This is a genomic window from Shimazuella kribbensis DSM 45090 (assembly GCF_000428065.1).
GTDB lineage: Bacteria > Bacillota > Bacilli > Thermoactinomycetales > Thermoactinomycetaceae > Shimazuella > Shimazuella kribbensis.
In genome coordinates this window covers 54,714-80,504 of the sequence record NZ_ATZF01000011.1, presented here as the reverse complement: position 1 = coordinate 80,504, position 25,791 = coordinate 54,714, and the positions used below count along the sequence as shown (strand labels likewise).

At 40.4% G+C, this 25,791-nt stretch carries 26 protein-coding genes; 2 read left to right on the top strand and 24 right to left on the bottom strand.

Annotated features, from left to right (window positions below; all coding sequences use genetic code 11):
- Positions 1 to 11 precede the first annotated feature (11 nt).
- The 7 genes from A3GQ_RS0114325 to A3GQ_RS0114295 form a co-directional block, all read right to left on the bottom strand.
- Complete coding sequence (locus A3GQ_RS0114325) at positions 12 to 1,139, bottom strand: hypothetical protein (RefSeq protein ID WP_028777632.1); 1,128 nt, start codon at positions 1,137 to 1,139, stop codon at positions 12 to 14.
- A 10-nt stretch (positions 1,140 to 1,149) separates the two neighbouring features.
- Positions 1,150 to 1,407 (bottom strand): hypothetical protein, encoded by a 258-nt coding sequence (locus A3GQ_RS0114320; protein WP_028777631.1) that lies wholly within the window; start codon positions 1,405 to 1,407, stop codon positions 1,150 to 1,152.
- Positions 1,408 to 1,461: 54 nt separating this feature from the next.
- Complete coding sequence (locus A3GQ_RS24510; RefSeq protein ID WP_051271848.1) at positions 1,462 to 2,382, bottom strand: type II secretion system F family protein; 921 nt, start codon at positions 2,380 to 2,382, stop codon at positions 1,462 to 1,464.
- 180 nt (positions 2,383 to 2,562) lie between these two features.
- Positions 2,563 to 3,486, bottom strand: coding sequence for a type II secretion system F family protein (locus A3GQ_RS0114310; protein ID WP_028777630.1), 924 nt, complete (start codon positions 3,484 to 3,486; stop codon positions 2,563 to 2,565).
- A complete protein-coding gene (locus A3GQ_RS24505; protein WP_245596792.1) occupies positions 3,483 to 4,820 on the bottom strand; it encodes a TadA family conjugal transfer-associated ATPase in 1,338 nt (445 codons plus the stop codon). The genes A3GQ_RS0114310 and A3GQ_RS24505 overlap by 4 nt, the downstream gene beginning before the upstream one ends.
- The gene (locus tag A3GQ_RS0114300; RefSeq protein ID WP_028777629.1) at positions 4,820 to 5,965 is read right to left on the bottom strand and encodes a CpaE/TadZ family protein; all 1,146 of its coding nucleotides are present in this window, start codon (positions 5,963 to 5,965) and stop codon (positions 4,820 to 4,822) included. Before A3GQ_RS0114300 ends, A3GQ_RS24505 begins: the two co-directional genes overlap by 1 nt.
- Positions 5,962 to 6,597 (bottom strand): SAF domain-containing protein, encoded by a 636-nt coding sequence (locus tag A3GQ_RS0114295; RefSeq protein ID WP_037465068.1) that lies wholly within the window; start codon positions 6,595 to 6,597, stop codon positions 5,962 to 5,964. Before A3GQ_RS0114295 ends, A3GQ_RS0114300 begins: the two co-directional genes overlap by 4 nt.
- A 675-nt stretch (positions 6,598 to 7,272) precedes the next feature.
- Here A3GQ_RS0114295 and A3GQ_RS0114285 point away from each other — a divergent pair.
- Together A3GQ_RS0114285 and A3GQ_RS27745 are read left to right on the top strand one after the other, a co-directional pair.
- Positions 7,273 to 7,617: a hypothetical protein gene (locus A3GQ_RS0114285; RefSeq protein ID WP_028777627.1), complete on the top strand. Its 345-nt coding sequence runs from the start codon at positions 7,273 to 7,275 to the stop codon at positions 7,615 to 7,617.
- A gap of 226 nt (positions 7,618 to 7,843) precedes the next feature.
- A complete protein-coding gene (locus tag A3GQ_RS27745) occupies positions 7,844 to 8,221 on the top strand; it encodes a hypothetical protein (RefSeq protein WP_028777626.1) in 378 nt (125 codons plus the stop codon).
- A 246-nt stretch (positions 8,222 to 8,467) separates the two neighbouring features.
- Here the strand turns inward: A3GQ_RS27745 and A3GQ_RS0114265 are convergent, their stop codons facing one another.
- The 17 genes from A3GQ_RS0114265 to ftsH form a co-directional block, all read right to left on the bottom strand.
- Positions 8,468 to 8,737: a hypothetical protein gene (locus tag A3GQ_RS0114265; RefSeq protein ID WP_028777625.1), complete on the bottom strand. Its 270-nt coding sequence runs from the start codon at positions 8,735 to 8,737 to the stop codon at positions 8,468 to 8,470.
- A gap of 249 nt (positions 8,738 to 8,986) precedes the next feature.
- The gene (locus A3GQ_RS0114260; protein WP_028777624.1) at positions 8,987 to 10,102 is read right to left on the bottom strand and encodes an RNA-guided endonuclease InsQ/TnpB family protein; all 1,116 of its coding nucleotides are present in this window, start codon (positions 10,100 to 10,102) and stop codon (positions 8,987 to 8,989) included.
- Between the two features lie 288 nt (positions 10,103 to 10,390).
- On the bottom strand, positions 10,391 to 10,552 hold the full coding sequence (locus A3GQ_RS27145) for a hypothetical protein (RefSeq protein ID WP_156877732.1): 162 nt from the start codon (positions 10,550 to 10,552) through the stop codon (positions 10,391 to 10,393).
- Between the two features lie 70 nt (positions 10,553 to 10,622).
- Positions 10,623 to 11,930 carry a tetratricopeptide repeat protein gene (locus tag A3GQ_RS0114250; protein WP_028777623.1) on the bottom strand — a complete coding sequence of 436 codons (1,308 nt, stop codon included), beginning with the start codon at positions 11,928 to 11,930 and terminating at the stop codon, positions 10,623 to 10,625.
- A 25-nt stretch (positions 11,931 to 11,955) separates the two neighbouring features.
- Positions 11,956 to 13,479, bottom strand: a complete 1,524-nt coding sequence (locus A3GQ_RS0114245) for an Hsp70 family protein (RefSeq protein WP_028777622.1) — start codon at positions 13,477 to 13,479, stop codon at positions 11,956 to 11,958.
- Positions 13,480 to 13,736: 257 nt separating this feature from the next.
- Positions 13,737 to 14,393 carry a nucleotide exchange factor GrpE gene (locus tag A3GQ_RS0114240; protein ID WP_028777621.1) on the bottom strand — a complete coding sequence of 219 codons (657 nt, stop codon included), beginning with the start codon at positions 14,391 to 14,393 and terminating at the stop codon, positions 13,737 to 13,739.
- Between the two features lie 24 nt (positions 14,394 to 14,417).
- Complete coding sequence (locus tag A3GQ_RS0114235; protein WP_028777620.1) at positions 14,418 to 14,891, bottom strand: prepilin peptidase; 474 nt, start codon at positions 14,889 to 14,891, stop codon at positions 14,418 to 14,420.
- A 389-nt stretch (positions 14,892 to 15,280) separates the two neighbouring features.
- A complete protein-coding gene (lysS, locus tag A3GQ_RS0114230) occupies positions 15,281 to 16,768 on the bottom strand; it encodes a lysine--tRNA ligase (protein ID WP_156877746.1) in 1,488 nt (495 codons plus the stop codon).
- A gap of 30 nt (positions 16,769 to 16,798) precedes the next feature.
- Positions 16,799 to 17,782, bottom strand: coding sequence for a tRNA dihydrouridine synthase DusB (dusB, locus tag A3GQ_RS0114225; RefSeq protein WP_028777618.1), 984 nt, complete (start codon positions 17,780 to 17,782; stop codon positions 16,799 to 16,801).
- 58 nt (positions 17,783 to 17,840) lie between these two features.
- A complete protein-coding gene (gene folK, locus A3GQ_RS0114220) occupies positions 17,841 to 18,341 on the bottom strand; it encodes a 2-amino-4-hydroxy-6-hydroxymethyldihydropteridine diphosphokinase (RefSeq protein WP_028777617.1) in 501 nt (166 codons plus the stop codon).
- Positions 18,338 to 18,694 carry a dihydroneopterin aldolase gene (gene folB / locus A3GQ_RS0114215; protein WP_028777616.1) on the bottom strand — a complete coding sequence of 119 codons (357 nt, stop codon included), beginning with the start codon at positions 18,692 to 18,694 and terminating at the stop codon, positions 18,338 to 18,340. The genes folK and folB overlap by 4 nt, the downstream gene beginning before the upstream one ends.
- The gene (gene folP / locus A3GQ_RS0114210; protein ID WP_083964255.1) at positions 18,687 to 19,460 is read right to left on the bottom strand and encodes a dihydropteroate synthase; all 774 of its coding nucleotides are present in this window, start codon (positions 19,458 to 19,460) and stop codon (positions 18,687 to 18,689) included. The genes folB and folP overlap by 8 nt, the downstream gene beginning before the upstream one ends.
- A 62-nt stretch (positions 19,461 to 19,522) precedes the next feature.
- Positions 19,523 to 20,095 (bottom strand): anthranilate synthase component II, encoded by a 573-nt coding sequence (locus A3GQ_RS0114205; protein WP_028777614.1) that lies wholly within the window; start codon positions 20,093 to 20,095, stop codon positions 19,523 to 19,525.
- Positions 20,096 to 20,849: 754 nt separating this feature from the next.
- Positions 20,850 to 21,782 (bottom strand): cysteine synthase A, encoded by a 933-nt coding sequence (gene cysK, locus A3GQ_RS0114195; RefSeq protein WP_028777612.1) that lies wholly within the window; start codon positions 21,780 to 21,782, stop codon positions 20,850 to 20,852.
- 182 nt (positions 21,783 to 21,964) lie between these two features.
- Positions 21,965 to 22,831, bottom strand: a complete 867-nt coding sequence (gene hslO, locus A3GQ_RS0114190) for an Hsp33 family molecular chaperone HslO (RefSeq protein WP_028777611.1) — start codon at positions 22,829 to 22,831, stop codon at positions 21,965 to 21,967.
- A gap of 13 nt (positions 22,832 to 22,844) precedes the next feature.
- Positions 22,845 to 23,606 (bottom strand): type III pantothenate kinase, encoded by a 762-nt coding sequence (locus tag A3GQ_RS0114185; RefSeq protein WP_028777610.1) that lies wholly within the window; start codon positions 23,604 to 23,606, stop codon positions 22,845 to 22,847.
- 189 nt (positions 23,607 to 23,795) lie between these two features.
- On the bottom strand, positions 23,796 to 25,781 hold the full coding sequence (gene ftsH / locus A3GQ_RS24495; RefSeq protein WP_037465062.1) for an ATP-dependent zinc metalloprotease FtsH: 1,986 nt from the start codon (positions 25,779 to 25,781) through the stop codon (positions 23,796 to 23,798).
- Positions 25,782 to 25,791 lie beyond the last annotated feature (10 nt).

The following is a 25,791-nucleotide window of genomic DNA, read 5'->3' as shown; positions in this document are numbered from 1 at the left end:
ATTTCCCCTTTTTAGAATATTTTTTTTGTTAACCAACTAGAGAACTTTTTAAATATAGATGTTGTTTTCTTTGTTCCCTCTTTTATTAACGAAGTCAACTTACCATGAACATAGTCTTTTGCATTTTTTAATATCGGAACATTTTCAACTAATAAACCAAGTCCAAAAGCAAAACCTATAGTGATTGCGATACCCATGACAGCAGCAAATGTTGCACCTGCTAAGGTAGATAAAACAGCTGTAGCAAATATTCCAACAGGAGCACTTATAACTGCCACAGTTGCACCAATGCCAAAGTCTATAGGCAATGCTGCGAAGTACTCTGTGGTACCAAAACATCCGTAGTCTTTCGAACCATTTTCACATTTTTCTTTACTTCCATCCATATAATAATCAAAGCTAGTGATAAGAGCACTAAAACCTAGTCCTACTTTTCCAGTGAGCTTCCACCATGAAACTTTTTTTACAGACTCTTTAGTTACTAAAATCGCCTCTTGAAAAGCACTTTTGCCTTGCTGGATTGCTTGCTGTCCTACTTCGTTGATAGGCATCCCTGAATAAAACGCTTTTTGGTTTTTTGCGTACTGGGTTTTGTTAAATTCCTCCTGCGTGTATCGTTTTCCATAGGATAAATCGGCAAAGGCAATACTCTTCAATTTCAAATGCCAGCCTTCTAATACACCATACATCCACTTTCCATAATTCCATTTACCCACTGTATAACTGCCTTTTTCTAACCACTTATATTGTGTCAACCAATATGGGATTTGTTTCCTTCCTCCTATTCGTAAATCTCCTTTTCCATTTGTTTTAAAAACTTTTAGCAATTTGTTTTTCTCTGCATATTTTTTTGCATATGCATTAGGCATGACATCTCCGACTAAATTCCAAAGAGTTTGCGTTACGATTCCAAAATTACCCCAAGAGACATATTCTAAGAAACCATCTTCTTTCTTTTCCTCTGGTTTCTCCTTCTTCTCCTCCAACTCTACCCCTTTTGGTATATATGGTTTGATATTAGGGGCATATGGCTTATATTGTGGCAGTTGATAAGGCAGTTCGTAGGCAAAGACCCCTAATATTGGTGAGAAGAAAAAGAAACTATAGAGGAAAAGGCATATCCATGCTATGCCTTTCATCGCTATCTCCCTAGTTGTTTAATATGTTTCCTGGAGTTTTAGGAGTTTCTCCCCCTGTAGGGGTGGTAGATGTGTCGATGATTTCTTTTATTTTATCTGCAATCGTCGTGACGATATCTTTATTATTATCACCGCTTAAAGCGACAGCGAGTAATCCTGCAACAGCGGCACCAACACCGATGAGAATAACGTATTCAACCGTTGGAGAACCTTTGCGATTGGTGAGAACTGAAGTAAACGCATTCCATAATTTGTTAACCATTTTCATTGTAAATTCCTCCTATTTTTTAAAAGCGAAGTTTTACTAATTCATAAACGCTTTTTATTTACTAAAAAACATGTGTAATGGGCTATCAGGACTAAAGAAGCTTTTTAACATAATCATTCCAAGTACAAATATAAAAATAGATGGTGCAATGACTAGACCACTGATCAAAGAAATACGTGGAGCCGCTTTTCCAGCAGCTTCTTTTGCTTTCTCTGTGCGGAGTCCTCGCATTTGCTTGGCTTGATCAGCGAATACTTGCGCCACAGGTGCTCCTAAGCGATGTACTTGGACTAATGTTTGGATCAATGCATGTAACTCACGGACAGTAACTCTTCTTTGCATCGCTCGATATGCAGTCTCTCGTTCTATGCCAAAGTGAAGCTCTTGTAAAAAGCGAGAAAATTCTTCTGACAGGGGGCTTTTGGTTACTTTGGTGTAGTACCCCAAAGCGATATCAAAACTCATACCAGCCCTCAACGTAACACTCATCATATCTAGGAAATCTGGCAGGGCTAATCGCATGTTTTCTTGTCGTTTTTTCCCCTCTGTCTTTAGATAGAGGATCGGGGAGAGAAATCCACCAATGAGTAGACCTGGAACAAGAAGAAAAGCGAGAGGTAAGCCTAGTAATAAATAAAAGAAACTGGCAACAATACCACAAAGCAGCCCCACCATTTTTGCTCCATGAATTTGTTCTACTTGCCAACGCTGTTCGCGACCAGCTCGAATGAGCAATTGTTCCAAATAAGCTGGGTCTCCTAGAAATTGAATCCTAAGACCCACTGGTGCCAAATCCCAGACCCATTTTTCTATCTTGGTTTGCCAAGATGTATATTTATCTCTTTTGTTTTCTTCTACTTGCATATACTTACGAGCTGTGCGATGGATATTATCTTGCTGGACTCTCATCCGATAAAAAGACAACACAGCTAAAACCAAACAAATCCAGCTAACTACGGTAAGAAAAAATATCACGTGCTCCTCATCCTCACCTCAGCCCATTTTTTAAACCTCTACTTGAGCAAAAATAGATACAAATATCCCAGCGAAGATACACTTGTCTGTAGCGTCCTTTGTGTTTTTTACAACAGACGCGGAAGAAAAGGGTATCGAGCGGATTTGGAACAAAATGTTAGTAAATTTACTCAACTGGAATTAAACTTTAATGGCAGAAATTCGTTTTACTAATAAAAATCCAATTACTTGGAGGACAAGAAATAGGATGATGATAACAATACCTATCCAAGATTGAAACAAAAGCCCTATTCCACCGAATAAGCGATGAAACATAAGCACAAAACCAACTGACAGTACTGGTAGTAAATAAGCAGTCGACCGTGATTGCGAAATCACTGCATCGATCGATTTTTGGATTACTTTTCTTTCCTCAAGGGTGGTGCTCATATCTGCCATTACTTTGCCTAAATCCCCACCTGCTTCTTTCTGGATCAAAATAGAATGAATAAACAGATGGAAATCTTGACTAGGAAGCCTGGATGACCAATCCGTCAGTACTTGTTCCAACGAAGCACCAAGTTGAATATCACGACAAATGGGTGCGAGTTCTTGGCTCAATGGTTCTTCCATCTCTTGGACAATAAGCAACAGTGCTTGAGATACAGACAATCCTGCTGAGATAGCACTACTGAGTAACCGGCACATCTCCGGAAGTTGTAATTCCAGTCGACGTACATAAGCACGTTGACGAAATCGTAAATATTGGTTTGATCCAAATGGAATAAGTGTCGAGACGATTGTCAAAACAAGCCACCATGGTAGTCCAAGCAAAAGAGTGAGGATCAACTGAAGAAGAATACCTATTACTACCAAAAAAAGCATGTATTCCACTGCACTGATCGAAATAGAAGAACGTGTCAGTTTAGGAGAAAGTCCAATTGCCCACTCGGTCTGCTCCAAACGCTTGACTAGTGTATCTGACCAAGAAAGATACGTCCTTTGACTCAATAATTTACTTACCATCTGTCCTTTTTTCTGTTTATTATCCGAATAAGCTTGAATAAAGGCATAAATCATCAGGCAAAAACTAAAAACTGCAACCGCTACCAGCAGTCCTATCATGTACTCCTCTCCCTTGTTGTAGGTTCTAGATGCAAAGATGGAATCGATACACCATAAGCTTTTAATCGTTCTAATGCCCGTGGTTTATAACCCGTTGGTGTAAAATACCCTTCCACTTTGCCATCTGAGGAAATACCTGACTGTACAAATCGGTAAATATCGCTGATTTCAGCGTTTTTTTCCATCATCTCTGAGATTGCAATAACTTTTCTTTGACCATCTGGCAAGCGAGTTAACTGAACGATAATATCAATCGAGCTTCGGATGTATTGACGAATCAAATCCATTTTAAAATCAAGCCCTGACATCATCACCATTCCCTCCAAACGATGGATAGCATCTGTTGGCGAATTGGAGTGAACAGTAGTTAACGAACCTTCATGACCTGTGTTCATCGCTTGCAACATATCAAAGGCCTCAGAGCCACGAACCTCTCCGACGATGATTCGATCTGGCCGCATCCGGAGTGCATTGCGTACAAGATGTCGAATCGTTATTTCCCCTTTGCCCTCTAAGTTTGGTGGACGTGCTTCCATCGAGACTACATGGGGATGAGTGATCCGCATCTCAGCCATATCTTCAATCGTTATCAAACGCTCTTGTTCTGGTATATGGCAAGCCAGTGCATTCAATAGCGTTGTCTTTCCGCTTCCTGTACCACCTGATATGAGCACATTGCATTTGGCTTGTACAAGTCCCGTCAATAAATCTGCCATTGGTTTTATCATTGCATTACGTTCTACTAGTTCCGAGATCGTGATTGGTTCTTTGCGAAACTTACGAATGGATAATAAAGGACCATGCAAACTGATAGGAGGGATAACTGCATTCACACGACTTCCATCTGGGAGTCGTGCGTCTACCATAGGAGAATGCAAATCAATCCTCCTACCCAGAGGCGCAACAATTCGGTCAATCACATGCATCAAAGCCTCTGCATTGCGAAAAGTGAGAGTAGAGCGGTGCAACACCCCATTTTTTTCATAATAAATCGGCTCTGTACCATTGACAATAATCTCGGTAATAGAATCGTCTTTCAGTAATGTTTCTAGTGGACCATATCCCACTGACTCATGGATGATTTTCGTAATAAAAGCTTCTTTCATCTGCTCAGACAATACCAATTGTTGTTTTGTCAGGTACTGAGTTACATAAGAGGCAAAACGATCGCGTACTTCCGCATACGGAAGCTGAGTGAGTTCTTGAGCATTAAACTCCTTTACGATCTGATCTTTTAGGATTTTCGCAAAATGATCCAATCGATTTTCATCTAGCTGTTTTCGAGGGACAACACCTTGGGAAGGCATACTTGTATATGCTGAGGAAACAAACACTATTTGTCGCCTCCTTGTGTCTGCTTGATCAGGCTCAACGCTAGTTTTTGTACATCTCGAGCATATAAGGGGATATTACGATCCCTTTTGGTTGTACGGATCATTTTTCCACGGTTGATAAGATATTGAATACCTTTGCGATCCTCTCGCAACTCTGCACAAATGGGGAAAGAAAAATATTCTTTCACTTCTGTTCTTCGAAAATCTTGAAAAGTGGATACGGGATTCAAAACGAGTGAAAAACGGTCAGCAGGGTCAATTTTTACAGCCTGAAACTGTTGCAGTACTTTCCCCAAGATTTGCAGAGAAGAAATCTCTGGCTCTAGTAGATATAGGATTTGATCTGCTTCTTCTAGTGCAGTGTAAGACAACAAATTGAGATGGGAAGGTAGATCCACAATCACCATATCGTAAGAAAGCCGTGCAGAACGTAAAATCCGCTCTACATGATACTCCGTTATTTGATTCACTTGCTCCATATTTGTAGGACTTGTGATTACTTCCAAATGAGAGTATGGCTCAACAGTTGTAACATTTCGAATATGGACATCATTTAGTTCTTCCAGTACGGGAGTTAGATCGGAGAGATTTCTCCCTGTCTCCATCTGCAAATAGGTTTCCACACCACCATATTGCAAGTTAAGATCAATAAGTAACACTTTTTGAGACCACTCCAAAGATAAAGTCTGTCCAAGAACAGCAGAAAGCAAACTTTTTCCGCTTCCTCCTTTGCCACTATAAATCGAAATAATCTGCCCTCTTTTTCCTACCCGTTCGCTACTCTCTCCTGATCGGACACTTTCCATTGCTCTTTCGAGTATTTCGGGTAACACTTCCAACTCTTCTGGGAGAAATAATACATCCAGTACACCAGCACGATGAGCATCACGCGATTTTACTGGGTCTCGTTTTTCCATTAAATAGATAACTTTACCCAAAGGTAGTTCCTTCTGAAGGTAAGGTAAAAGAGAGAGATAGTTCTCATCTTTTGGTTCACAAAGCAAGATAATCTGCGGATAAAGACGAGAGATTTCCTTTTTTACTTCTTCGTATTCCAAAATAATGGGTGTTATTGGCAAGTTTGCGATTCTCTCTTTGATGTGAGACGCTTGCTCTTCCTTCTGGCTGATGATCAAAACTTTCAATTTTGCTTCTCCTTTGTCTCAGTCTGAGGAGCTTTTAAAATACGTATGGACTGAGCAACTGTTTGCTCATGAATTAATTGAATGGCTGCTTCCAATGGTAATTCGATGCCTGCACCTTGGAAGATTTTCTGTTTGTCTCGAGCAGCAACGATAACAGGGACATCTTTCAGAAGTAAATACGTTTTTGGTTCCCCGTTATTTTCTTTTCTGTTGACAATAATATCTACATGATCAAACCGATCAACTTCTTGGTCATAGATCACATTTTCACTTCGGCCCAAAAAGACGAGACGATTACTGCCAGATGTCAGCTCTTTTGATTTACGCAGAAAATGAGTCGTTAACATATCTCCTTTTACAAGCGGGACAACAGCTACAAATTTTTCAATTCCTTTTAAACTTTGCAGCGCTGTAGGAGGAACATATTGAGTAGGAATTTCTTGTGCAGTGAAAAAATCGGGAGATAAAGTTTCCCGTGGATTTATATTTTTAATGGCTACATAGATAGTGGTTTTTTCACCTAATTTTTTATCTACTTCCTCGGTTTTATTTAAAAATAAAACTCCTGCTATCGATGCGAATATGAGGGAGAGTAAACCAAACAAAATAGCTCGCCTTTTGGCACTTTGCACTGCAAACACCTATCCTATTGTGTATAAATTTGTAAAAATCCTACACTTTATACTATCAATTTGAAATATTAAGATCAAGTAAAATTAGGAATAATCAGGATTTCATGTCTATACATTTACAAACAATTTTTTTATTATTTTAATTAGCATGTATCCCTAAAAAAACAATTGGGATACCATGGCACCTCTAATGGAAGAGACTTCGTGAAAAAGAAAACCAAGAGTTCCAGCACATCTATCAGAGATTCCTACTCAGTGAGGAGGGAACCGAGCTCGTTTATAAAACTTGGAGGATCACTCTTCCGACGGGTTTTCGATTCACTGGCGGGGCAGGAAACACATTCTCTTTTCACAAGAAGGAGGGTAACATCACAGGGATTGTGATTGTTACAAAACAAGTAAAACTGAGGCGAGGAGCAGACACCCTTATTGATACGAAAGTACGACCTCAGGTCACCACAGCAGATGATTTTTCAATCCAGCAGATTGCTTGATCATCTCGCAAACAACTACCTCTAGGTAGTACAAAGACCGATCATTCTTTGGAATGGTCGGTCGACTACTTTCATTGTCATAAATTGGTGAAAATAGTTAGCTATCCGATTATTGTCACACGACTACTGATTTCCCTATAATAGAAATAGTACCAACTCATGGAGTGGAAGGCTGGAACAAATGGCTCTTTGCGAAAGCAGGGTGCAAGAAGACTCTCTGCCAACTGGAGAGGTCGTACTTCGAACAACTCGACTCTGGCTCCTCGATGGAGTCAGTTGGATCGATTATGCAGAGCAGGTTGACAATAACCTCTACTCTGTGAAGTATTCCTTTCTTCAGGTCTGGAAGTGGACATTCTTCGGGAAAACATTTCTCTGGAAAAGGACGTATGCTGGTCATGCCTCTTCTGCACAGATCGGTGTCCAGATGGGAAATGCGTACCTCATCCTGACGAACGAACAAGAGCACCAGTTCCTACACGTATGGTTCGAAGATGGACTTCTGACCATCAAAGAAACATGGTAACTGCTCCGATCAACCCATCTGCAAAGATGACATCCCCTTTTCCATCACACTGGAATTCGGGGGATCGAAAATACTGGTTTCCTATATAGAGAAAGGAGCGGAATGATCCGCTCCTTTTTTGTACCATGACTTCAGGAATACCTAATCCATTCAGGAGTCTTGGATTTGATATAATCAAAGATTATACTAAAGTGAATCAACCTAAATCGAGTGGAAGGTTAAACGGATGAGGAATCACTGTGAACATTTGTTCAACGAAGAGGAGGGGGAATCCGACTTCGATCAAGCATTCCAAAGGGGACACTACTACACACTCCCCGATGGAGTCAGTCGCCTTGAGTACAAGCATCAGGAGGATGACTACTCCCATCCTAACCGCAAACAGCTCTACACCGTCACATTTTCCGTCGTGCAGACATGGGAGTTGATCTTCTTCGGAAAGCTGATCATCCTGAAGCGAATCCACAGGGGTACTGCTTACAAAGCGGTGATCCAAACTGGCGGAGGTGTGAGCCATGTCATCTTGTTCAACAAACAGTTTCGGCGATTCCTTCGTCTGACCTTCGTCGGTAAGCAGCTGATGGCTGTAAACTGGCTGAAGTAGTCTCTTCCACTTTGGTCATCTACCCAAGATGGCACCTCGAGTATTGTTTCGACAGTACTCGAGGGTGTGCATATCATAACTTTCAAATAGAGAAAAAGCGGCAGATCATAACACACTAGAAAGATAGAGTGATATCTTATTTTTAACTAAGGAAACAAAGGGGCAAAATCAGACCCTTTTCTATCCATGTATGCATTACATTGATCAAAATAGCATTCAACGTTAATGGATGCTATTTTGATATACCTACCTATAGCTTAACCAAGAACCTATCCTGCGAGAAGCCGTGAAACTAGCCCAAGATACGATATTTAACAAGCAAGCATCTTTATCGTAATAAGATTTGAACTCACGAATGAGTTCCTCATCTACTTGATATGGTGCAATAGCTGCCAGCAATCCAACTTTACTTACTGTTTTATCCACTCCAGTAAGCGATTGCGTTGCTTCCTCTACCCAACCACGACCGATACCTGGACTTTTCCCATCCCATCTGTGTACATATGCTTTCACCACTGCTCAGCCTCTTTGATCGATCTCGATATAGATCCAACTATTTCTGTTTCACGAAAAGAAGCCCACATCCCGTATAATAACGAGGGAGTTAGAGAATGAATGTCAACAACTCACGACTAAAGTCGCGAGCTTGCCACCCACAAGGGCTTTTAGGCTTGTAACTCTCCAGTAGTACTAACGTTCTTGCGAACTCCTACCTTAGCGTGATGTTACATCATGGGACGGTTGACTTCGCCCCTACCACAAGAGCTATGCTCCTGTCGTAACTTCAACGATGTACTCTATTCCAAGACGTTGAAGATTCATAGCACCAATACGGTCGTCATTCGACCTGTAGTGACAATTCTTACAACAAAAGAGGTGCTTTTTCTTATCGCGATTGGATTTCTCTACATGCCCACAATTCGGGCACGTTTGGGAAGTGTATTTGGGATTAACCACCATTACTTTCTGTCTATTCATTCGTGCTTTGTATTCTAGCATTCGTCGAAATTGGTAGAATGCCCACGATACCGAAACATAGCGATTACAAACTTTCACTTTTTCCGTAGCATGACGAACTCCTTGCAAATCTTCTAAAACAAAGAGCGTATGGTCGCCATATTGGTTCACGAGTGCCTTCGTAATGCGATGGTTGATATCCATCATCCAACGGTTTTCTCGTGAACCAATCGACTGGAGTCTACGACGAGCAGATGCCGTTTGTTTCTGTTGAAGCTGTTTGCGCAATGCTTTGTATTTCGCACGTTTGTGTTTGAACGATTTTCCGTTGTAAAATAACGTTTTTCCTTGGCTATCGTAAGTAGTAGCCAAGAAGTTCAATCCTAAATCAATACCTACCACCTGAGATACATCCTCATCCTGTAATTCCGAAAATGCTTTGGTCATCGGAATGTGCAAAAACCATTTTTTGTGTTGAAACACTACCTTTGCGGTTCCAAATTTCCAATTATCCACAAAAAAATGTTCCGTTCCTTTCGTTTCATATGAACACTTGATACGGCCATCTATTGTGTTGACCGAAAAAGTGTCTTGAACGAGAGAGTAATCTCGGTTCCACACGAGGTCGTATTCTGGATTCTGGAATCTAATGAGGGACCAATCGTGACCATTTGATTTGGCAGACTTATACCGAGCAATAACGGTTTTGATTACGGATTGTGCCATTTGAGATTTCAAACCAAAAGCAGAACGTAACTCATGATAGTACAAGTCATGTATCGGTCTTTGTTTTAGCATTTTTGTTTCAAAAATTTTTCGGGATACAAAGTTACATGCTTTCCGATAAGAGCGAGTGGTTACCAAGAGGCTTTCCACCTTTTCTTGTGGAACATAGATTTGAATTTTGGCAGTAATGGTAGTCATAAGTTTCACCCCTTTCAACAAAAACAATATAACAGAATATTTGTTCGATAGCAATGTAAAGGAGTTGAAAAAGTGTAGAGAGTGTGTGTTTGCCAAAAGGCAAAAGCGTCTTTCCTCCTATGACTGAAGTCACGGGTCTCCATGCATCAAAACGATGAAAAACTTCTCCGACAAGTCCAAAGTCTCGCTTTATCTGTTTGTACAAATCAGATAAACAACCCTGTGCTGATGCCACAGGAGTCGGCGAGATATAGTTGATCATCCTATTTTCCTCCTACATACCGATTATTAAGATTGGTAGCGCCTTGAATTCATCCCAATCAACGAATAACGTGAGAATGGAAACTTTCCACAGTTTAATGCACCAAAATTACCAAACAATTTTTTTCCTTCTACTAAAAGTGCGGTTTTTATTACTTCCTTTTCGTCATCTGTAAATCCACGTGCCATCGTTTGCATTCCTCCATATATGTCTAATCGGCTTTAGAATGTGAAAGGAGCTAGAGGTTTCCCCTCTAGCTCAAATAGGTTTACGAACATAATTTCGATACAGATTTATAATCAATACAACTGGTAATACATAGTTTACCAAGTAGAAATAGAAGTTTACATTTCGGAATATTTCATTATCAGTAACAAAATAAACCGGATTTACCATGTAAATAAAAGGCAAGATTGCAAACAACGAAATGATAAGGGTGCCAAAAATCTTCAGTTTAGAACGAATAACCTCTAGCACATAACCAGCATCTGTTCGTGTACTTTTACCCATAACAGCCCATTGATAGACACGATAACGGGGTGTAAAAGTAGCAAAAATGTATAAGAGCGGTAAAAGGCCAATCAAAGATACATTTATCATACTAGGATTATATTGCTGAATCAAAATCAGTTCAGCTGTACTTACAAGTGCGAAGAGCCAACTTCCAGTAAACTGTCTGCCTTCACGCTTGCGTATAATTGCACGTGCTTGTTTAATTTTGTGTAGCCATTCTTTGTTTTTAAGTCCAACTCGTGATGCTCGCTTTACATAAATATAAGCCATTGTAACATCTGCTTGTGAAGTCGGGTATTGTCCTGGTTCTAACGTAGCATGATCTTCTCCAATTTCTTTCCAAGTGCTAAATGCAATATCTAAGTATGCACGTACTAATTCTTCTTTGTATGTATCATTTTTAGGATCTTGTTCTACACTTTTTTCAAGCAATTGAAGGCCATGTTTAAAATTTCCATGCTGAATATAAAGTGAACCTAATTGGTACTGATACTTCGTCTCAGAAGATTCTAGTGATATGGCATGTTCAAATGCTTCTTCTGCTCGTGATAAACGATTGCAAGATTGATACATCTGACCCAATAGAAAAGCATATTCAGCATCGCTGGGGGAAAGTTCACAAGCTTTGGACATAGAAATAATAGCTTCTTGGTTTTCGCCTACAGCAAATCTAGCTTGTCCAAGTAGTGCCCAAGCTTCGGCTCTATCTAGTATATGCTCTGTCATCTTAATAGCAATAAACAGAGCATCTTCTGGTTGACCTTCGTTTAATAATCGAAAACCTTCCGAAAGTGCTTCGTTTATTTTTTCCTCCGGCCAGCTTGTTGGATGATTTTGGAGCTGTTCATCATACAATCTTCTTTGCTCTTTATCAAGTAATGTTGCCCCCATCATCTCCAATTTGCTAAGCATCTGCTCTGCCTCTTGACGACGATTTATGTGAGGAGCATTGGTTCGAGCACTCCACAATCTGGTTTGATAATGGATGAGTTTTTCAATCTCTTCCGAAGATGCATTTGGGGAGAGCCCTAAAAAACGATAGTAGTTCTCCATGGTGGATATTCCTTTTTATTCGTGATTAGCTTATTGCTAGTTTGGCAACACGCTTTTGTTTTTCTAGAACTTCATCTTCTGTCAAGTTTGAAGTACGCTCAATATCTAGCTCGCCTAGTAACGTACCAGCAGTAGAATCAATGACAGAGATATGGATGATTCCATCACTATCATATTCAAATATCACTTCAATGGGAGCACCTTTTGGATATTCAGGAAGATCAATCATACCTTCTCCGACTATTTTCACATAGTCCAGATCAACATCTTCACCTTCCGTTACCTGAATATGTAGTTGGGTTTGTTGGTCCACTGTTGTGGTATAGTGATTGCTTACTCTGGTTGGGATTGCAGTATCTTTCTTTAGAACAATGGAGTTCACTTCATGCCCGCTTTCATCCAACGCTACTACACCCATACTATGTGAATTGACATCTTGTACTTCTACCATTGGGAAGGCATGATTATCGACAAGGTCTTGTCGGCCTTCTTTCATCAATAAAATCAATCCTTGAATCGCAGCACCTTGGGCAACGACTTCATCTGGATTGACATCAAGAGAAGGTTTCAAACCTGTCACGCGCTCCATCAATTCTGGAACAGCGCGCATTCGAGTAGATCCACCTACTAGAAGTACACGATTGATGTCCTTCCAACCTAAACCGGCATCTTCTAACACAAATTCCATAATTTTTTGGGTCTGTTTTAGTAAATGATGGGTTACCTCTTCAAAGTTTTGACGAGTGAGTGGGATGGTAACGTTCACTCCATTAGCAGAAAGGAACACATTCGTGCGTTCTCTAGAAGATAGCGTTTTCTTAGCAATTTCTGCTTTATCACGGAGATCCTGTTCCAGCATAGGATCTTCTAATAGATCTACTCCGCCAGCTTTAACGAATTGATCATTCAGATATTCCATCACTGCATTATCCCAATCAAAACCACCTAGGCTCTTTGCCCCACCAGTAGCTAGTACTTTCAATCCATCTGGGCTTAGGTGCATGATTGTAACGTCGAATGTACCTCCACCAAGATCGTATACTAAGATGGTTTGTGTTTCATCCATCTTATTTAATCCATAAGCAAGAGCTGCTGCTGTTGGTTCATTGATAATACGTAAAACATTAATACNAGCGATACGTCCAGCATCTTGTGTTGCTTTTCGTTGTGCATCATCAAAATATGCAGGAACAGTAACTACAGCATCTTCAATTTTTTCACCTAATAATGTCTCTGCATCTTCTTTAAGTCGACGCAAAATCATTGCGGATATTTCCTCTGGGGTGTATACTTCCGCATTTTCGGTACGAAATTTCCAACCTTTGTCTCCGATTTGTCTTTTCACAAATTGGATAACATTGAATGGATTTGCAACAGCTGAACGCTTTGCAATGCTTCCTACGATTGGGTCATCTCCATCGAATAAAACGACGGAAGGTGTAATTCTTTCTCCCTCACGGTTTGTTAATACTTCTGGTTTTCCATATTGGTTAACGATTGAGATCGCAGAGTATGTTGTACCTAAATCGATTCCTACTACTCGCGCCATCTTTTTTCACTCCTTCTTACCGCATAATGTCAGATGAACGCCAAGCTCGCTAGTTTTTTCAGAAGAAAATGAAAAGATGGTTGCCCATCTATTGAGAGAAAAAAACAAAGAGGTGAGAGGGTTCTTCGTTTATAGGTATGTTGTATGCCAATATCCTATAAAATCATAACTTTTATTCCTAAGAGCACAATTTCCCTTTTGTATGACTTACTCCCTCATTACCTCTTATTCTCCATAAACGATAGAGAGCAACGGCTTTATTTTGGTTGATATTTCTTAATAACAACTTTGGTTGGTCGTAAAATAACATCTTTGTACTTGAAACCATTACGAACGATGTCAACGATTTGATTGTCTTCACTTGGATGAAAGGTAGGTTCTATCTTCACTACTTCTTGATACTTTGGATCGAAGGTATACGATGTGAGGATGATTGGCTCTACTCCACGACGGTATAGTATTTCCATCAGTTCACCATTAAGCGACTTCAGCAAATCTGCTAGCTCAGGAGAGAGTACCCCAGAATCTATCGCATCTTTGTAAATGCTTTCCATACGATCATGAAATAAAATTAAATCAATGTATAGTGGACGCAAGTGAGCGAGTTCTTGATCTTGTTTCAGATCATCCATTTCTTGATACAAGCGTTCAAATGCTACTTCTTTAGTTTTGTCATAGCTCAACCGTTTCTCAACTAATCGAACAAGTGATGTGAAATTAGATTGTAGACCAGACAAAAAAGAGAGTACCTGTTGTTGTTGACGATCGGGTGATTTTACCTCCTTCGACACTTCCTTAGAAGTTGCAGCAGAACGATCTCTGGATAAAAAACTCATCCGAGACGCTTGTTGGCTCTTTTGCGGAAGCTGAGGAGCTTTACTGAAGAATCTCTGGCTCTCTTTTTTGGGACCCATAGATGTTCCTCCCTATTCATGAGTTTACATTTGCGATGATACTAGCCCTATTGAAACCACAATTTTGGTCACGATCAGTCCCAACAAGATGAAAGGAGCAAAAGGTAAGGTAGTATCTTTATTCACTTTTTTACTATGAAATACCTTCCATATCAATAGAAAAAATATAGCTGATAGATGTGAGACGAGAAATAGTGTGAGAAATGGTAAGATACCTAGGGAAAATCCTAGCATGGAGAGTATTTTAATATCACCGCCGCCAATCGCTCTACCCCCTGTTGCTACTGCAACAGTAGACAAAACAATTAGTGTAACAAGACCTGTACCAATGTAGTCCCACCATGATACGGTTAAATCAAGGGATCGACATATGATAGCAGATACAAGTCCTATTAGAATAACACGATCATAGATTAGACGATATTTCCAATCTGTAAAGCTAGCATAAAAAGTGAGCAAAAACAGAATTAGATAGAGTATTTCCTCACTTAGATTCATATTACTCTCCCAAATTATCCATATTTATCTCATTATCCGATCCATGGATACAGGGACATTATAGTATCTTTACTCTTTTTAGACAAGCCGGGCAAAGCGAGACTTGTGCCTGTGATGCAAACATACTGTTATACTTTATACTCTAATCTAGAAACTATTTTTTATTATATCAGCTACTTAAGATACTAGCACTAATCTGTTATTCTATTGGCAATATGTGTATATAATTTCAGTTATTTTCAAATGATGTAGTTTTAAAAAGTAAAACCTTAACCTCCTTACTGGCACTTTAAGATTTGTATCCTAAATAAGTATACAAAAAATCAGATAAGTTTTAAAGGGACTATAGGAAAAAGCCTCTACCTTTGCCCAGATAGAAGCTATTATTCCTATTGTTGTTCACGCATATGAGGAAAGAGAAGAACATCCCGAATGGATGGACTATCTGTTAATAGCATAACAAGACGGTCAATACCGATACCGAGTCCACCTGCTGGAGGCATGCCATGTTCCATTGCTTCCAAGAAATCTTCATCTAAAGGTTGAGCTTCATCATTACCTGCTGCTTTTTCTGCCATCTGAGCCTCAAAACGAATCCGTTGTTCAATTGGATCATTCAATTCGGTAAAGGCATTTGCGTGTTCCCTTCCATAAATAAACAATTCAAAGCGATCTGTAAAACGATCATCTTCCGCATTTTGTTTTGCAAGGGGAGAAATTGCAACAGGATGTCCATAAACAAAAGTAGGTTGTATGAGAAGGTGCTCTATCTTTTGTTCAAAAAACTCATTGACAATATGACCAAATGTCATATTTGGAGTTACTTCTACTCCATGTTCGCGAGCCAATTGATGAGCTTGTTCATCAGAGATTTGCTCAGTAAAGTCAATGCCGACATGTTCTTTGATCAAATCCGTCATCGAACGACGAGCCCAACCAGGAGAAAGATCTATTTCTTGACCTTGGTAAGTGATAAGCGAAGTCCCACGTACTTGTTTGGTGATATAAGCGATTAAGTTTTCTGTCAAGTTCATGATATCTTCGAAATCTGCATATGCTTCATACAGTTCCAACATGGTGAATTCTGGATTGTGACGTGTAGAAATCCCTTCATTTCGATAGCATCTACCGATTTCAAATACTTTTTCTACGCCGCCAATCATCAAACGTTTCAAATGAAGTTCCAATGCCACACGCATATACAAAGGCATGTCCAAAGCATTATGATGTGTCACAAATGGACGAGCTGATGCTCCACCTGCAAGTACATGCAGAGTAGGGGTTTCTACTTCCAAATATCCCAAATCTGTCAAATGACGCCGCATGGTAGTGAGTACTTGGCTTCTTGTAATAAACGTTTGTTTTACTTCAGGGTTCATAATCAAATCCAAATAACGTTTGCGATAACGTTGCTCTACATCTTTTAGTCCATGATATTTTTCAGGGAGAGGGCGCAGTGCTTTGGACAAGAAAGTTAATTCTTTCGCACGAACACTTAATTCGCCACGATTGGTCTTAAAAACGATCCCAGATATCCCTAAATAATCCCCCATATCGCTTTGAGAAAATACATCGTACTGTTCTTCCCCCACTTGATCCAAACGTACATAAATTTGAATTTGACCACTCGTATCTTGGATGTGAGCAAAAGATGCTTTCCCTTGTACACGCTTGGTCATCACACGACCAGCAATCGAAACATTTATTTCTTTTTCTGCTAATTCTTCTTTCGTCAATCCATCATAATGCGCTTCTAAATCTTTGCTCACATGTGTGCGGACATACTTTTTGCCAAATGGATCTACGCCTTTTTCTTTTAATACATCTACTTTTTCTCTTCTAACCTGCATTTGTTCACTTTGTTCTGCTTGATCTATCATGAACTTCCTCACTCCTTGATCCGTTCCTTATGCGACGGTTTCCTCAACTTCTTGTGCAAATGTTAACAAGTAACCAGCCATTTCATCACGTGTAGTCGCTCTATTAATGATATCTTTCAATTTTGCACTATCATGTAATCCTTTCAAATACCAAGCAGCATGTTTTCTCATTTCCCGGACAGCAACCTCTTCGCCACGAAGGGCGATCAACCTGTCCATATGAAGGATCGCAATTTCCATCTTTTCTTTTGCATTTGGCTCTGGTTTTAGAATACCATTTTGCAAATAGTGTATAGTGCGATACAACATCCAAGGGTTACCTAAAGCAGCTCGTCCTATCATTACTCCATCACAACCTGTTTTATGGAGCATGGCCTTCGCATCTTCGGGTGTAAATACATCTCCATTTCCGATTACAGGAATTTTCACTGCCTCTTTCACTTGACGAATCATTTCCCAATCGGCTTTTCCTTTGTACATCTGGACTCTTGTGCGTCCATGAACCGAAACAGCAGATCCACCTGCACGTTCGACTGCTCGCGCATTCTCCACCGCAAAGATATGTTCATCGTCCCAACCAATACGCATTTTCACTGTCACTGGTTTATCAACAGCTTCCACAACAGCAGAGACCATCTCATAAATCTTACTAGGGTCTAATAACCATCTTGCTCCAGCATCACATTTAACGACTTTAGGTACTGGACAACCCATATTAATATCAATGATATCTGCGTTGGTTTCTTGATCTACTACTTTGGCTGCTTCTACCAATGTTTCTCGATCACCACCAACGATTTGTAAACTAAGTGGTTTCTCCCGTTCATCAACAAACAACATCTCTCTGGTTCTTTTATTCCCGTGCAAAATAGCTTTGTCACTCACCATCTCCGCACAAACAAGGCCTGTTCCAAATTCTTTCGCAATCAAGCGAAAGGCCGGATTACAAACCCCTGCCATTGGAGCTAGTACAACCTTATTTTTCATCGTAATCGAACCGATTTTTAACATGTCCTTCCCTCCCTCTTTAAAAAATAAAAATCCGCTTCCTTATAAACAGGTAACTTATCTACCAAGAAAATGGCTGTTTTTTTATCCATTGATCTTGGGGTAATGCATCGATTGCTTCTTTTATCTTTTGACCAGATGGAATCGTCATTTCTCCAGCTAATTCATATAACGGGATCAATGCAAAAGCACGTTCCAACAGCCTTGGATGCGGAATCGTTAACTCAGGCATTTCAACGATACGTTGATCATACAACAAAATATCAACATCCATGGTTCGAGGTCCAAAACGCTCTTTCCTCACACGATGCAAACATTGCTCTACCCTTTGTGTTGCACATAGCAATTGCGAAGGTGGTAAGACAGTGTCTATTTCTGCTACTAAGTTAAAGAAATTAGGTTGGTCCACATAGCCAACAGGTGATGTTTCATACAAGGAAGATATTTGTCTAACTGATATCCCCTGTGAATGATGTAAAAGTGCCAATGCCTGTTGCAATTGACTCAAAGGATCGCCTAAATTTGCTCCAAGTCCCAGATAGGCAATAATTCGCTTACTCATCTAGAGCGAACCAACTCTACTCCAACAGATTCATAATGACCAGGGATAGGTGGATCAGGCTTGGTCACTCTTACCAAAACTTCTGGCACTGGAAACTTGGTAAGAAGTTCATCTGCTATATTTTCTGCTAAAGCTTCTATCAAACGAAATCGTTGGTGTTCTACCATTTGTTGTACTACTTGAAAAACGTCCCCATAATCAATGGAGTTGTTCAATTGGTCTGTTGTTCCTGCTGCTTGTAAATCCAAACGAAGCTCCAAGTCCACTAGAAAGCGTTGACCAAGTTTGTTTTCCTCAGGGAAAGCACCATGATATCCGTAGAAGCTCATTTGCTTGAGAATAATTTTATCCATTTTCCCTTACGGCTCCTTTTAAAACGTCCATCATCTTACAAAAACGAACCGTCTGCCTAACATCATGAACACGCACGATATGACAGCCTTGATTTATACCCCAACCTACAGTGGCCAAGGTTCCCTCCACTCTTTCCTCTGGTGGCAAATCCAAGGTATGACCAATAAAAGATTTGCGTGAAGTAGCTAGCAATACAGGGTAACCAAGGTTCACAATTCGATTCAAATGTTGCATAACTTGAATGTTTTCTTCTACATTCTTAGCAAATCCGATACCAGGATCGAGAATAATTTTGTCCTTCGTTACACCAGCGCGTTTTACAAGATCAATGGATATTTGTAAATCTTGCAAGACATCTTTTATGAGATGTTGATAAGGAGAAGGCATTCGATTATGCATCAAAATTACTGGAACTTGTAACTCTCCCATTACATTAGGCATATCATCATCTCTTTTTGCTCCCCAAACATCGTTGATGATATGCGCCCCTGCTTGAATCGATTCCTTGGCTACCTTTGCTTTGTAAGTATCAATAGACAAAGGAAGGTCAATTCTCTTTGATATTTGCTCGATGATTGGGATCACTCTCTCCAACTCTTCTTCTGTAGAGACATCATCCGCACCGGGTCTTGTAGATTCTCCTCCTATATCGAGGATATCTGCACCATCTGCTTTCAATTTTTCGGCATGCCTCAATGCCCGGTCTAAGGAATTAAATTTCCCACCATCGGAAAACGAATCTGGTGTGACATTTAATATCCCCATGACTAGGGTGCGCTTTCCCAAAGGCAGGGAGTATGGACCAGCTACTAGCAACAAAATACCTCCTAAGATGCATACGTTCGAATAAAGTTAGTCAAAATTTGTTTACCATATTGACTCAAAAGGGATTCTGGGTGAAACTGAACACCTTCAATAGGTAAGAAACGGTGACGCACTGCCATAATCTCTCCTGATTCGGTTTGTGCACTTATCTCCAGTGTTTCGGGTATGGATGCTGGATCTATGATTAATGAGTGATATCGAGTGGCAGTAAATGGTGTGGGCAGATTTTGGAATATCCCTTTGCCATCATGATGGATATCGGATGTTTTTCCATGCATTAACTGTGAAGCACGTATAATTTTACCACCAAACGCTTGACCGATAGATTGGTGCCCCAAACAAACGCCAAAAATAGGAATGTCTCCTGCCAATTTTTCAATTACACGGAGCGTTATCCCTGCATCATCTGGTGTACCTGGTCCTGGGGAAATGACGATCATTTTAGGGGATAAATTACGAATCTCTTCTATGGTCATTTCATCGTTACGAATAACACGTAGATCTTCCCCTAATTCTCCAAAATACTGCACCAGATTGTACGTAAAAGAATCATAGTTATCAATCATTACAATCATCTCTACTCCACTCCTCTAAGCTCTCTCTGCTAATTACGCCATAATGCTCCATTTTAACATACAACGAGCAAAATCCAAAGAAAAAACGATCCTCAAGTGGGATGAGACAATCACTTTCATCAGAAAACGACAAAAAAACTTAGGTTCTCCTAAGAATTTTTGTCGTTTATGGATAAGTACATTGTTTTTAGCGCCCCCTGCTGGGGGGTAGATCTCTTCAGGGCGCACGAACCCACATCCGAACTCCTTCGATCATCGCCGGACTACTTGCCGCCGGCAAGGCATTGCGCTAGAAGTCGCGAAGTTAGGGCTCGACTTTCGCAGTACTGCGAAGTCGAGCTAGGGTTGGAATAACATCACTGCTCCTAAGAGTTTGAGGGGTCGAAGTCGACCGCCTTCGTATCCTAACTATATGAGAAATCTACCTCTCGTCAATAGAAAGTTTTGACACTCCATACGGCTAAAGCCGTAGGATTCTTGGGACGGTAGTCTCATGACTACTTCATTACCAAGCTAACCCCGTGAGCCCCACGGTTCATTACAACAGAATAGTCCTACTGCTTGGTTTTCGCATTTCAAACTATCCAAGAAATGTAATTGATGGTAGTTTATCATCAGAATGTATGTTTGTAAATATATTTTCTGAAAAAAGTGTTGGACTTGTGAGAGGGCTGAACCCTTTCTCGTCCAACGCTTGCTTTCATCCCACGATTTAAACCGTGGGTTTTCTCACTCGCAATCTATAATTTTTCATCTATTTGTTTTCTTCGAACTGATACAAAGGTGTGGTCAAGTAACGTTCTCCATTACTTGGTATCACTACAACTACCTTTTTACCAGCGCCAAGTCGACGTGCTACCTTAAGGGCTGCTAACACTGCTGCTCCTGAAGAAATACCGACTAGTATCCCTTCTTCTCTAGCTAACTTACGTGCCCATGTAAATGCATCTTCGTTTTCTACTTTGATAATTTCATCATATATTTCGGTATTAAGAATAGAAGGTACAAAACCTGCACCAATCCCTTGGATTTTGTGAGGACCGGGTTTTCCACCTGATAGTACAGGAGAATCAGTTGGTTCGACTGCAACCACATGCAGATCAGGGAATGATTCTTTTAATATTTCTCCAACACCTGTAATGGTACCGCCAGTTCCTATACCTGAAATGAATGCATCTATTTTCCCATCCACTTGGCTGGCAAGTTCTTTAGCAGTTGTCTCACGGTGAATTTTTACATTGTCTGTATTTTGAAATTGCTGCGGCATGAAATACGCAGGATGCTCTTTTTTTAGTTCTTCGGCTTTGGCGATTGCACCTTTCATCCCCTCGGCACCTGGAGTTAGTACAAGTTCTGCACCATATGCACGCAATAAATTTCGACGCTCCATGCTCATTGTTTCAGGCATAACCAAAATAGCACGATAACCTTTTGCTGCAGCTACCATTGCCAACCCAATACCTGTGTTTCCACTTGTTGGTTCAATAATCGTATCTCCTGGTTTTAGTTCACCACGTTCTTCTGCACCTTCAATCATACTCAAAGCAATTCTATCTTTGACACTACCACCAGGGTTAAAAAACTCTAATTTTAAATAAACATCAGCATCTGCTTTGCCAACAATATGATTTAACTTCACCAAAGGTGTCTGTCCGATTAATTCAAGGATGTTGTTCGCAACTCTCATTTTAATCCCCCTAATTCCGATTAATAAAACAGGAATATATGAGATTATCTTAACAACTACATGAATAATTTGTCAATCGAAAGAAAACTTGCCGGTTGGCTAGCCTTTCAAGGCGCAGACAGAGGCCTAATTGCACTTATGTACCTCAGATAGGGCTCGCTTTGCACCTAATACTTTCTTATCTACAAGGAACTTATGATCTCTTCCAGCTCTTCTTTATTATACTGATATTTCTCATTGCAATAATGACACACGATTTCAGCCTGACCATCTTCTTTTACAATGGCATTCAGCTCTTTCTTTCCTAAACTAATCAGCATCGTTTTTACTTTTTCTCTTGAGCAGGTGCAACCAAAACGAGTATCTTTTTTGTCTAGAAAGCGTGCATCTTCTCCCATGATTTGTTGCAAAAGTTGTTCAGGTGTAATCCCTTTAGCAAGCAAATCTGTTATGGAGGTTATTTTGCTGATTCTTTCCTCTAAAACATCAATCACTTCATCAGGAGCATTCGGTAAAAGCTGGACCATATATCCCCCAGAGACAATAATTTTGTCTCGATTTACCAATACACCCAGCCCAACAGAAGTAGGGGTTTGCTCAGATGAAGAATAATAGTAAGTAAAGTCTTCTGCTAACTCCCCCGAGACAATTGGAGATGCTCCTTGATAAGGGGTACCCAATCCTAAGTCTCTGGTTATATAAAGAGAACCTTGTCCCACTGCTCTGGCTACATCGAGTTTTCCCTTGTCATTGAGCGGCAACAACACATCTGGATTATCTACATACCCACGAATAACACTATCACCATCTGCTTCAGCTACGATCTTTCCGAGCGGTCCATCTCCTTTTATTTGGATGGTGATACGCTCTTTTTTATCTTTTATCGTTAAACTAAGCAAAGAAGCCATCGTTGCAGTTCTCCCTAGAGCTGCACTTGCTACGGGAAAGGTAAAATGCCGTCTTTGTAATTCTTGGACGAGATCTGTTGTCAAAGCCGCAAACCCTCGAACATAGCCATCGGCTGAAATGGCTCTTATCGTGTAATCCATCTGAAGAATCCTCCTAATTTCGTTTGTAAATTAGCTTTAATCCCTCTAGTGTGAGAAGAGGGTCTATTTTATCAATCGTTTCTGCGCTGTGACAAATTAAACTTGCTAATCCTCCAGTTGCGATAACTGTTGGTTTCACAGGGTATTGGGCTTTCATCCGATTCACAATTCCATCAACCAATCCTACATATCCATAGTAAATACCTGACTGAACACTGTGAACCGTGTTTCTTCCAATCACCTCTGTTGGTTGGACAATCTCTACTCGGGTCAGCTTCGCTGCTCGTTGGTACAAAGCTTCAGCAGATATTTGGACGCCAGGCGCGATTGCTCCTCCAAAGTACCTAGCCTGTTCATCTACATAGCAAAAGGTAGTTGCAGTTCCAAAATCAACAATGATCGCTGGAGCTCCATACAACTCTACAGCAGCTACTGCGTTGGCAATTCGATCAGCACCAACTTCTCTTGGATCATCTGTTTGAATATGCAACCCTGTTTTGACACCAGGCCCCAATACCAGTGGATCAATCAGCAAATATTTCTCACATAACTTCCTTAATACATAGGTAATAGGAGGAACAACAGAAGAGAGAATAGCACCATCTATCTGATGAAATTTTAAATCCACATGGGAAAGTAATTGTTTGAATGTCATGGCATATTCATCTTCTGTAGCATTTCTATCCGTTTGCATTCTCCAATGGTGTACAAGTGTATCTTTTTCATAAATACCAAAAACGATATTGGTATTTCCCACATCCATCACAAGTAACATTGTACTTATTACATCCTTTCACGCCAATAAACCAGGCTACCATGTTGTGTCTATAAAAAGCATTCTTATCTACAAAAAAAACCTGTACTTGTTCTTTGACGAGAGAAAGGGAATAAAGTTAGAGAAAGTGAGTATCTCTAGCTTTTTGGTTCCTTTCTCCCATCGAGTCCAAGTACCAGGTTTTTATCATTAAAGATCTTTTTTAGGTGGTTCTTCCTCGTTTGATTTATCTAAGTTCGATTGATCTACATTCGGTTCTTCTATGTTTGTATTAGGAGGATTGATTTCCTCTACTTTTGGTTCCTCTTTTACCACTTCATCTTCTTTACCTTGGATCGTCACAACAACGGAATCATCAATCTTGCCAGTTTCCAAAAGTTGTTTGATCTGTTCTTCATCCAAAGTTTCACGAGTCAGAAGAGTTTCAGCAAGTAAGTTTAACTGGTCGCGACGTTCGGTCAACATTTGTTTTGCTTGGTCATAGCAACTGCGGATCATTTCTTGCATTTCTGTATCGATTTCATAAGCGATTTGATCCGAGTAGTTTTGCTCATGACCTAAGTCCCGGCCTAGAAATACTTGGCCTTGTGTTTTCCCGAATTGCATGGTCGCAAATTTCTCACTCATACCATATTCGGTAATCATGGAGCGAACGATACCTGTGGCCCGTTCGAAGTCGTTACTTGCTCCTGTACTCACTTCACCAAAGACTACTTCTTCTGCTACGCGACCACCTAGTAGTCCAGTAACACGATCGAGAAGTTCTCCTTTGGTTGCGATGTATCGATCTTCTTTCGGAAGCATCATTGCATATCCACCAGCCTGACCACGAGGAACAATGGTTACTTTATGGACGGTATCTGCATTTTTTACATAATAACCGACAATGACGTGACCAGCTTCATGGAAAGCGACAATGCGTCGTTCTTTTGCACTTACTACTCGACTCTTCTTCTGAGGACCAGCAATAACACGATCTACTGCTTCGTCAATCTCTAGCATGGTGATCTTTCGCTTGTTTTCCCGTGCTGCGAGTAGTGCTGCCTCATTCAGCAAGTTTTCAAGGTCTGCACCAGAAAAACCAGTTGTACGCTGTGCTACTACAGAAAGCTTCACACTTGGATCTATTGGTTTGTTTCGTGCATGAACTTTTAAAATTTCTTCTCTTCCACGAACATCGGGACGACTCACTAAGATTTGACGGTCAAAACGACCGGGGCGGAGCAAGGCAGGATCTAAAATATCAGGTCTGTTGGTTGCAGCCATGATGATAATACCCGCATTCGCGTCAAATCCATCCATCTCAACAAGAAGTTGGTTCAAGGTTTGTTCACGTTCATCGTGACCGCCACCAAGACCCGCACCACGTTGACGACCTACAGCATCGATCTCATCGATGAAAATAATACAAGGAGCATTTTTCTTTGCTTGTTCAAACAAATCACGAACACGAGAAGCTCCAACCCCAACAAACATCTCCACAAAATCGGAACCACTTATCGAGAAAAATGGAACTTTTGCTTCCCCAGCAACCGCTCTAGCAAGCAACGTTTTACCTGTTCCTGGAGGTCCAACAAGCAAGACACCTTTAGGGATACGAGCTCCCATCTGTGCAAATCGCCTGTTATCTTTTAAGAAATCAACAATCTCGATCAGTTCGGTCTTTTCTTCATCCGCACCTGCTACATCGTCAAAGGTAACGCGTTTTTTCTCTTCGTTGTATAATCGCGCTTTACTTTTCCCAAAATTCATCACACGGCTTCCACCGCCTTGTGCCTGATTCATAAGGAAAAGGAATAGAATGATCACACCAACGATCGGGATAATGGATGTAAAGATAGAGATCCAAATGGAATCACTTTTGGTTTTCTCAACCGTAAATTTCACTTTGTATTTCTGCAAATCTTGAGTGACCGTAGAACCATAACCTAATGGGCCTTGGGTTACAAACGATTTTGATTTATTTTTTTTATACTTACCAGTGATGTGGTATGTATCACCTTCTGGTTGAATCGTTACACTGTCAATCTGGTTGGTTGTCAACAGATTATGGTATTCACTGTATGTTAGCTGTTTCGTAGCAGAACTTGTGTTAGCTACGAGATTAAATACACCTACAATAACAAGGATGAGGGTAACATACAATAATCCATTTCTGAGGAAGTAGTTTTTCATCCTTGGCCCC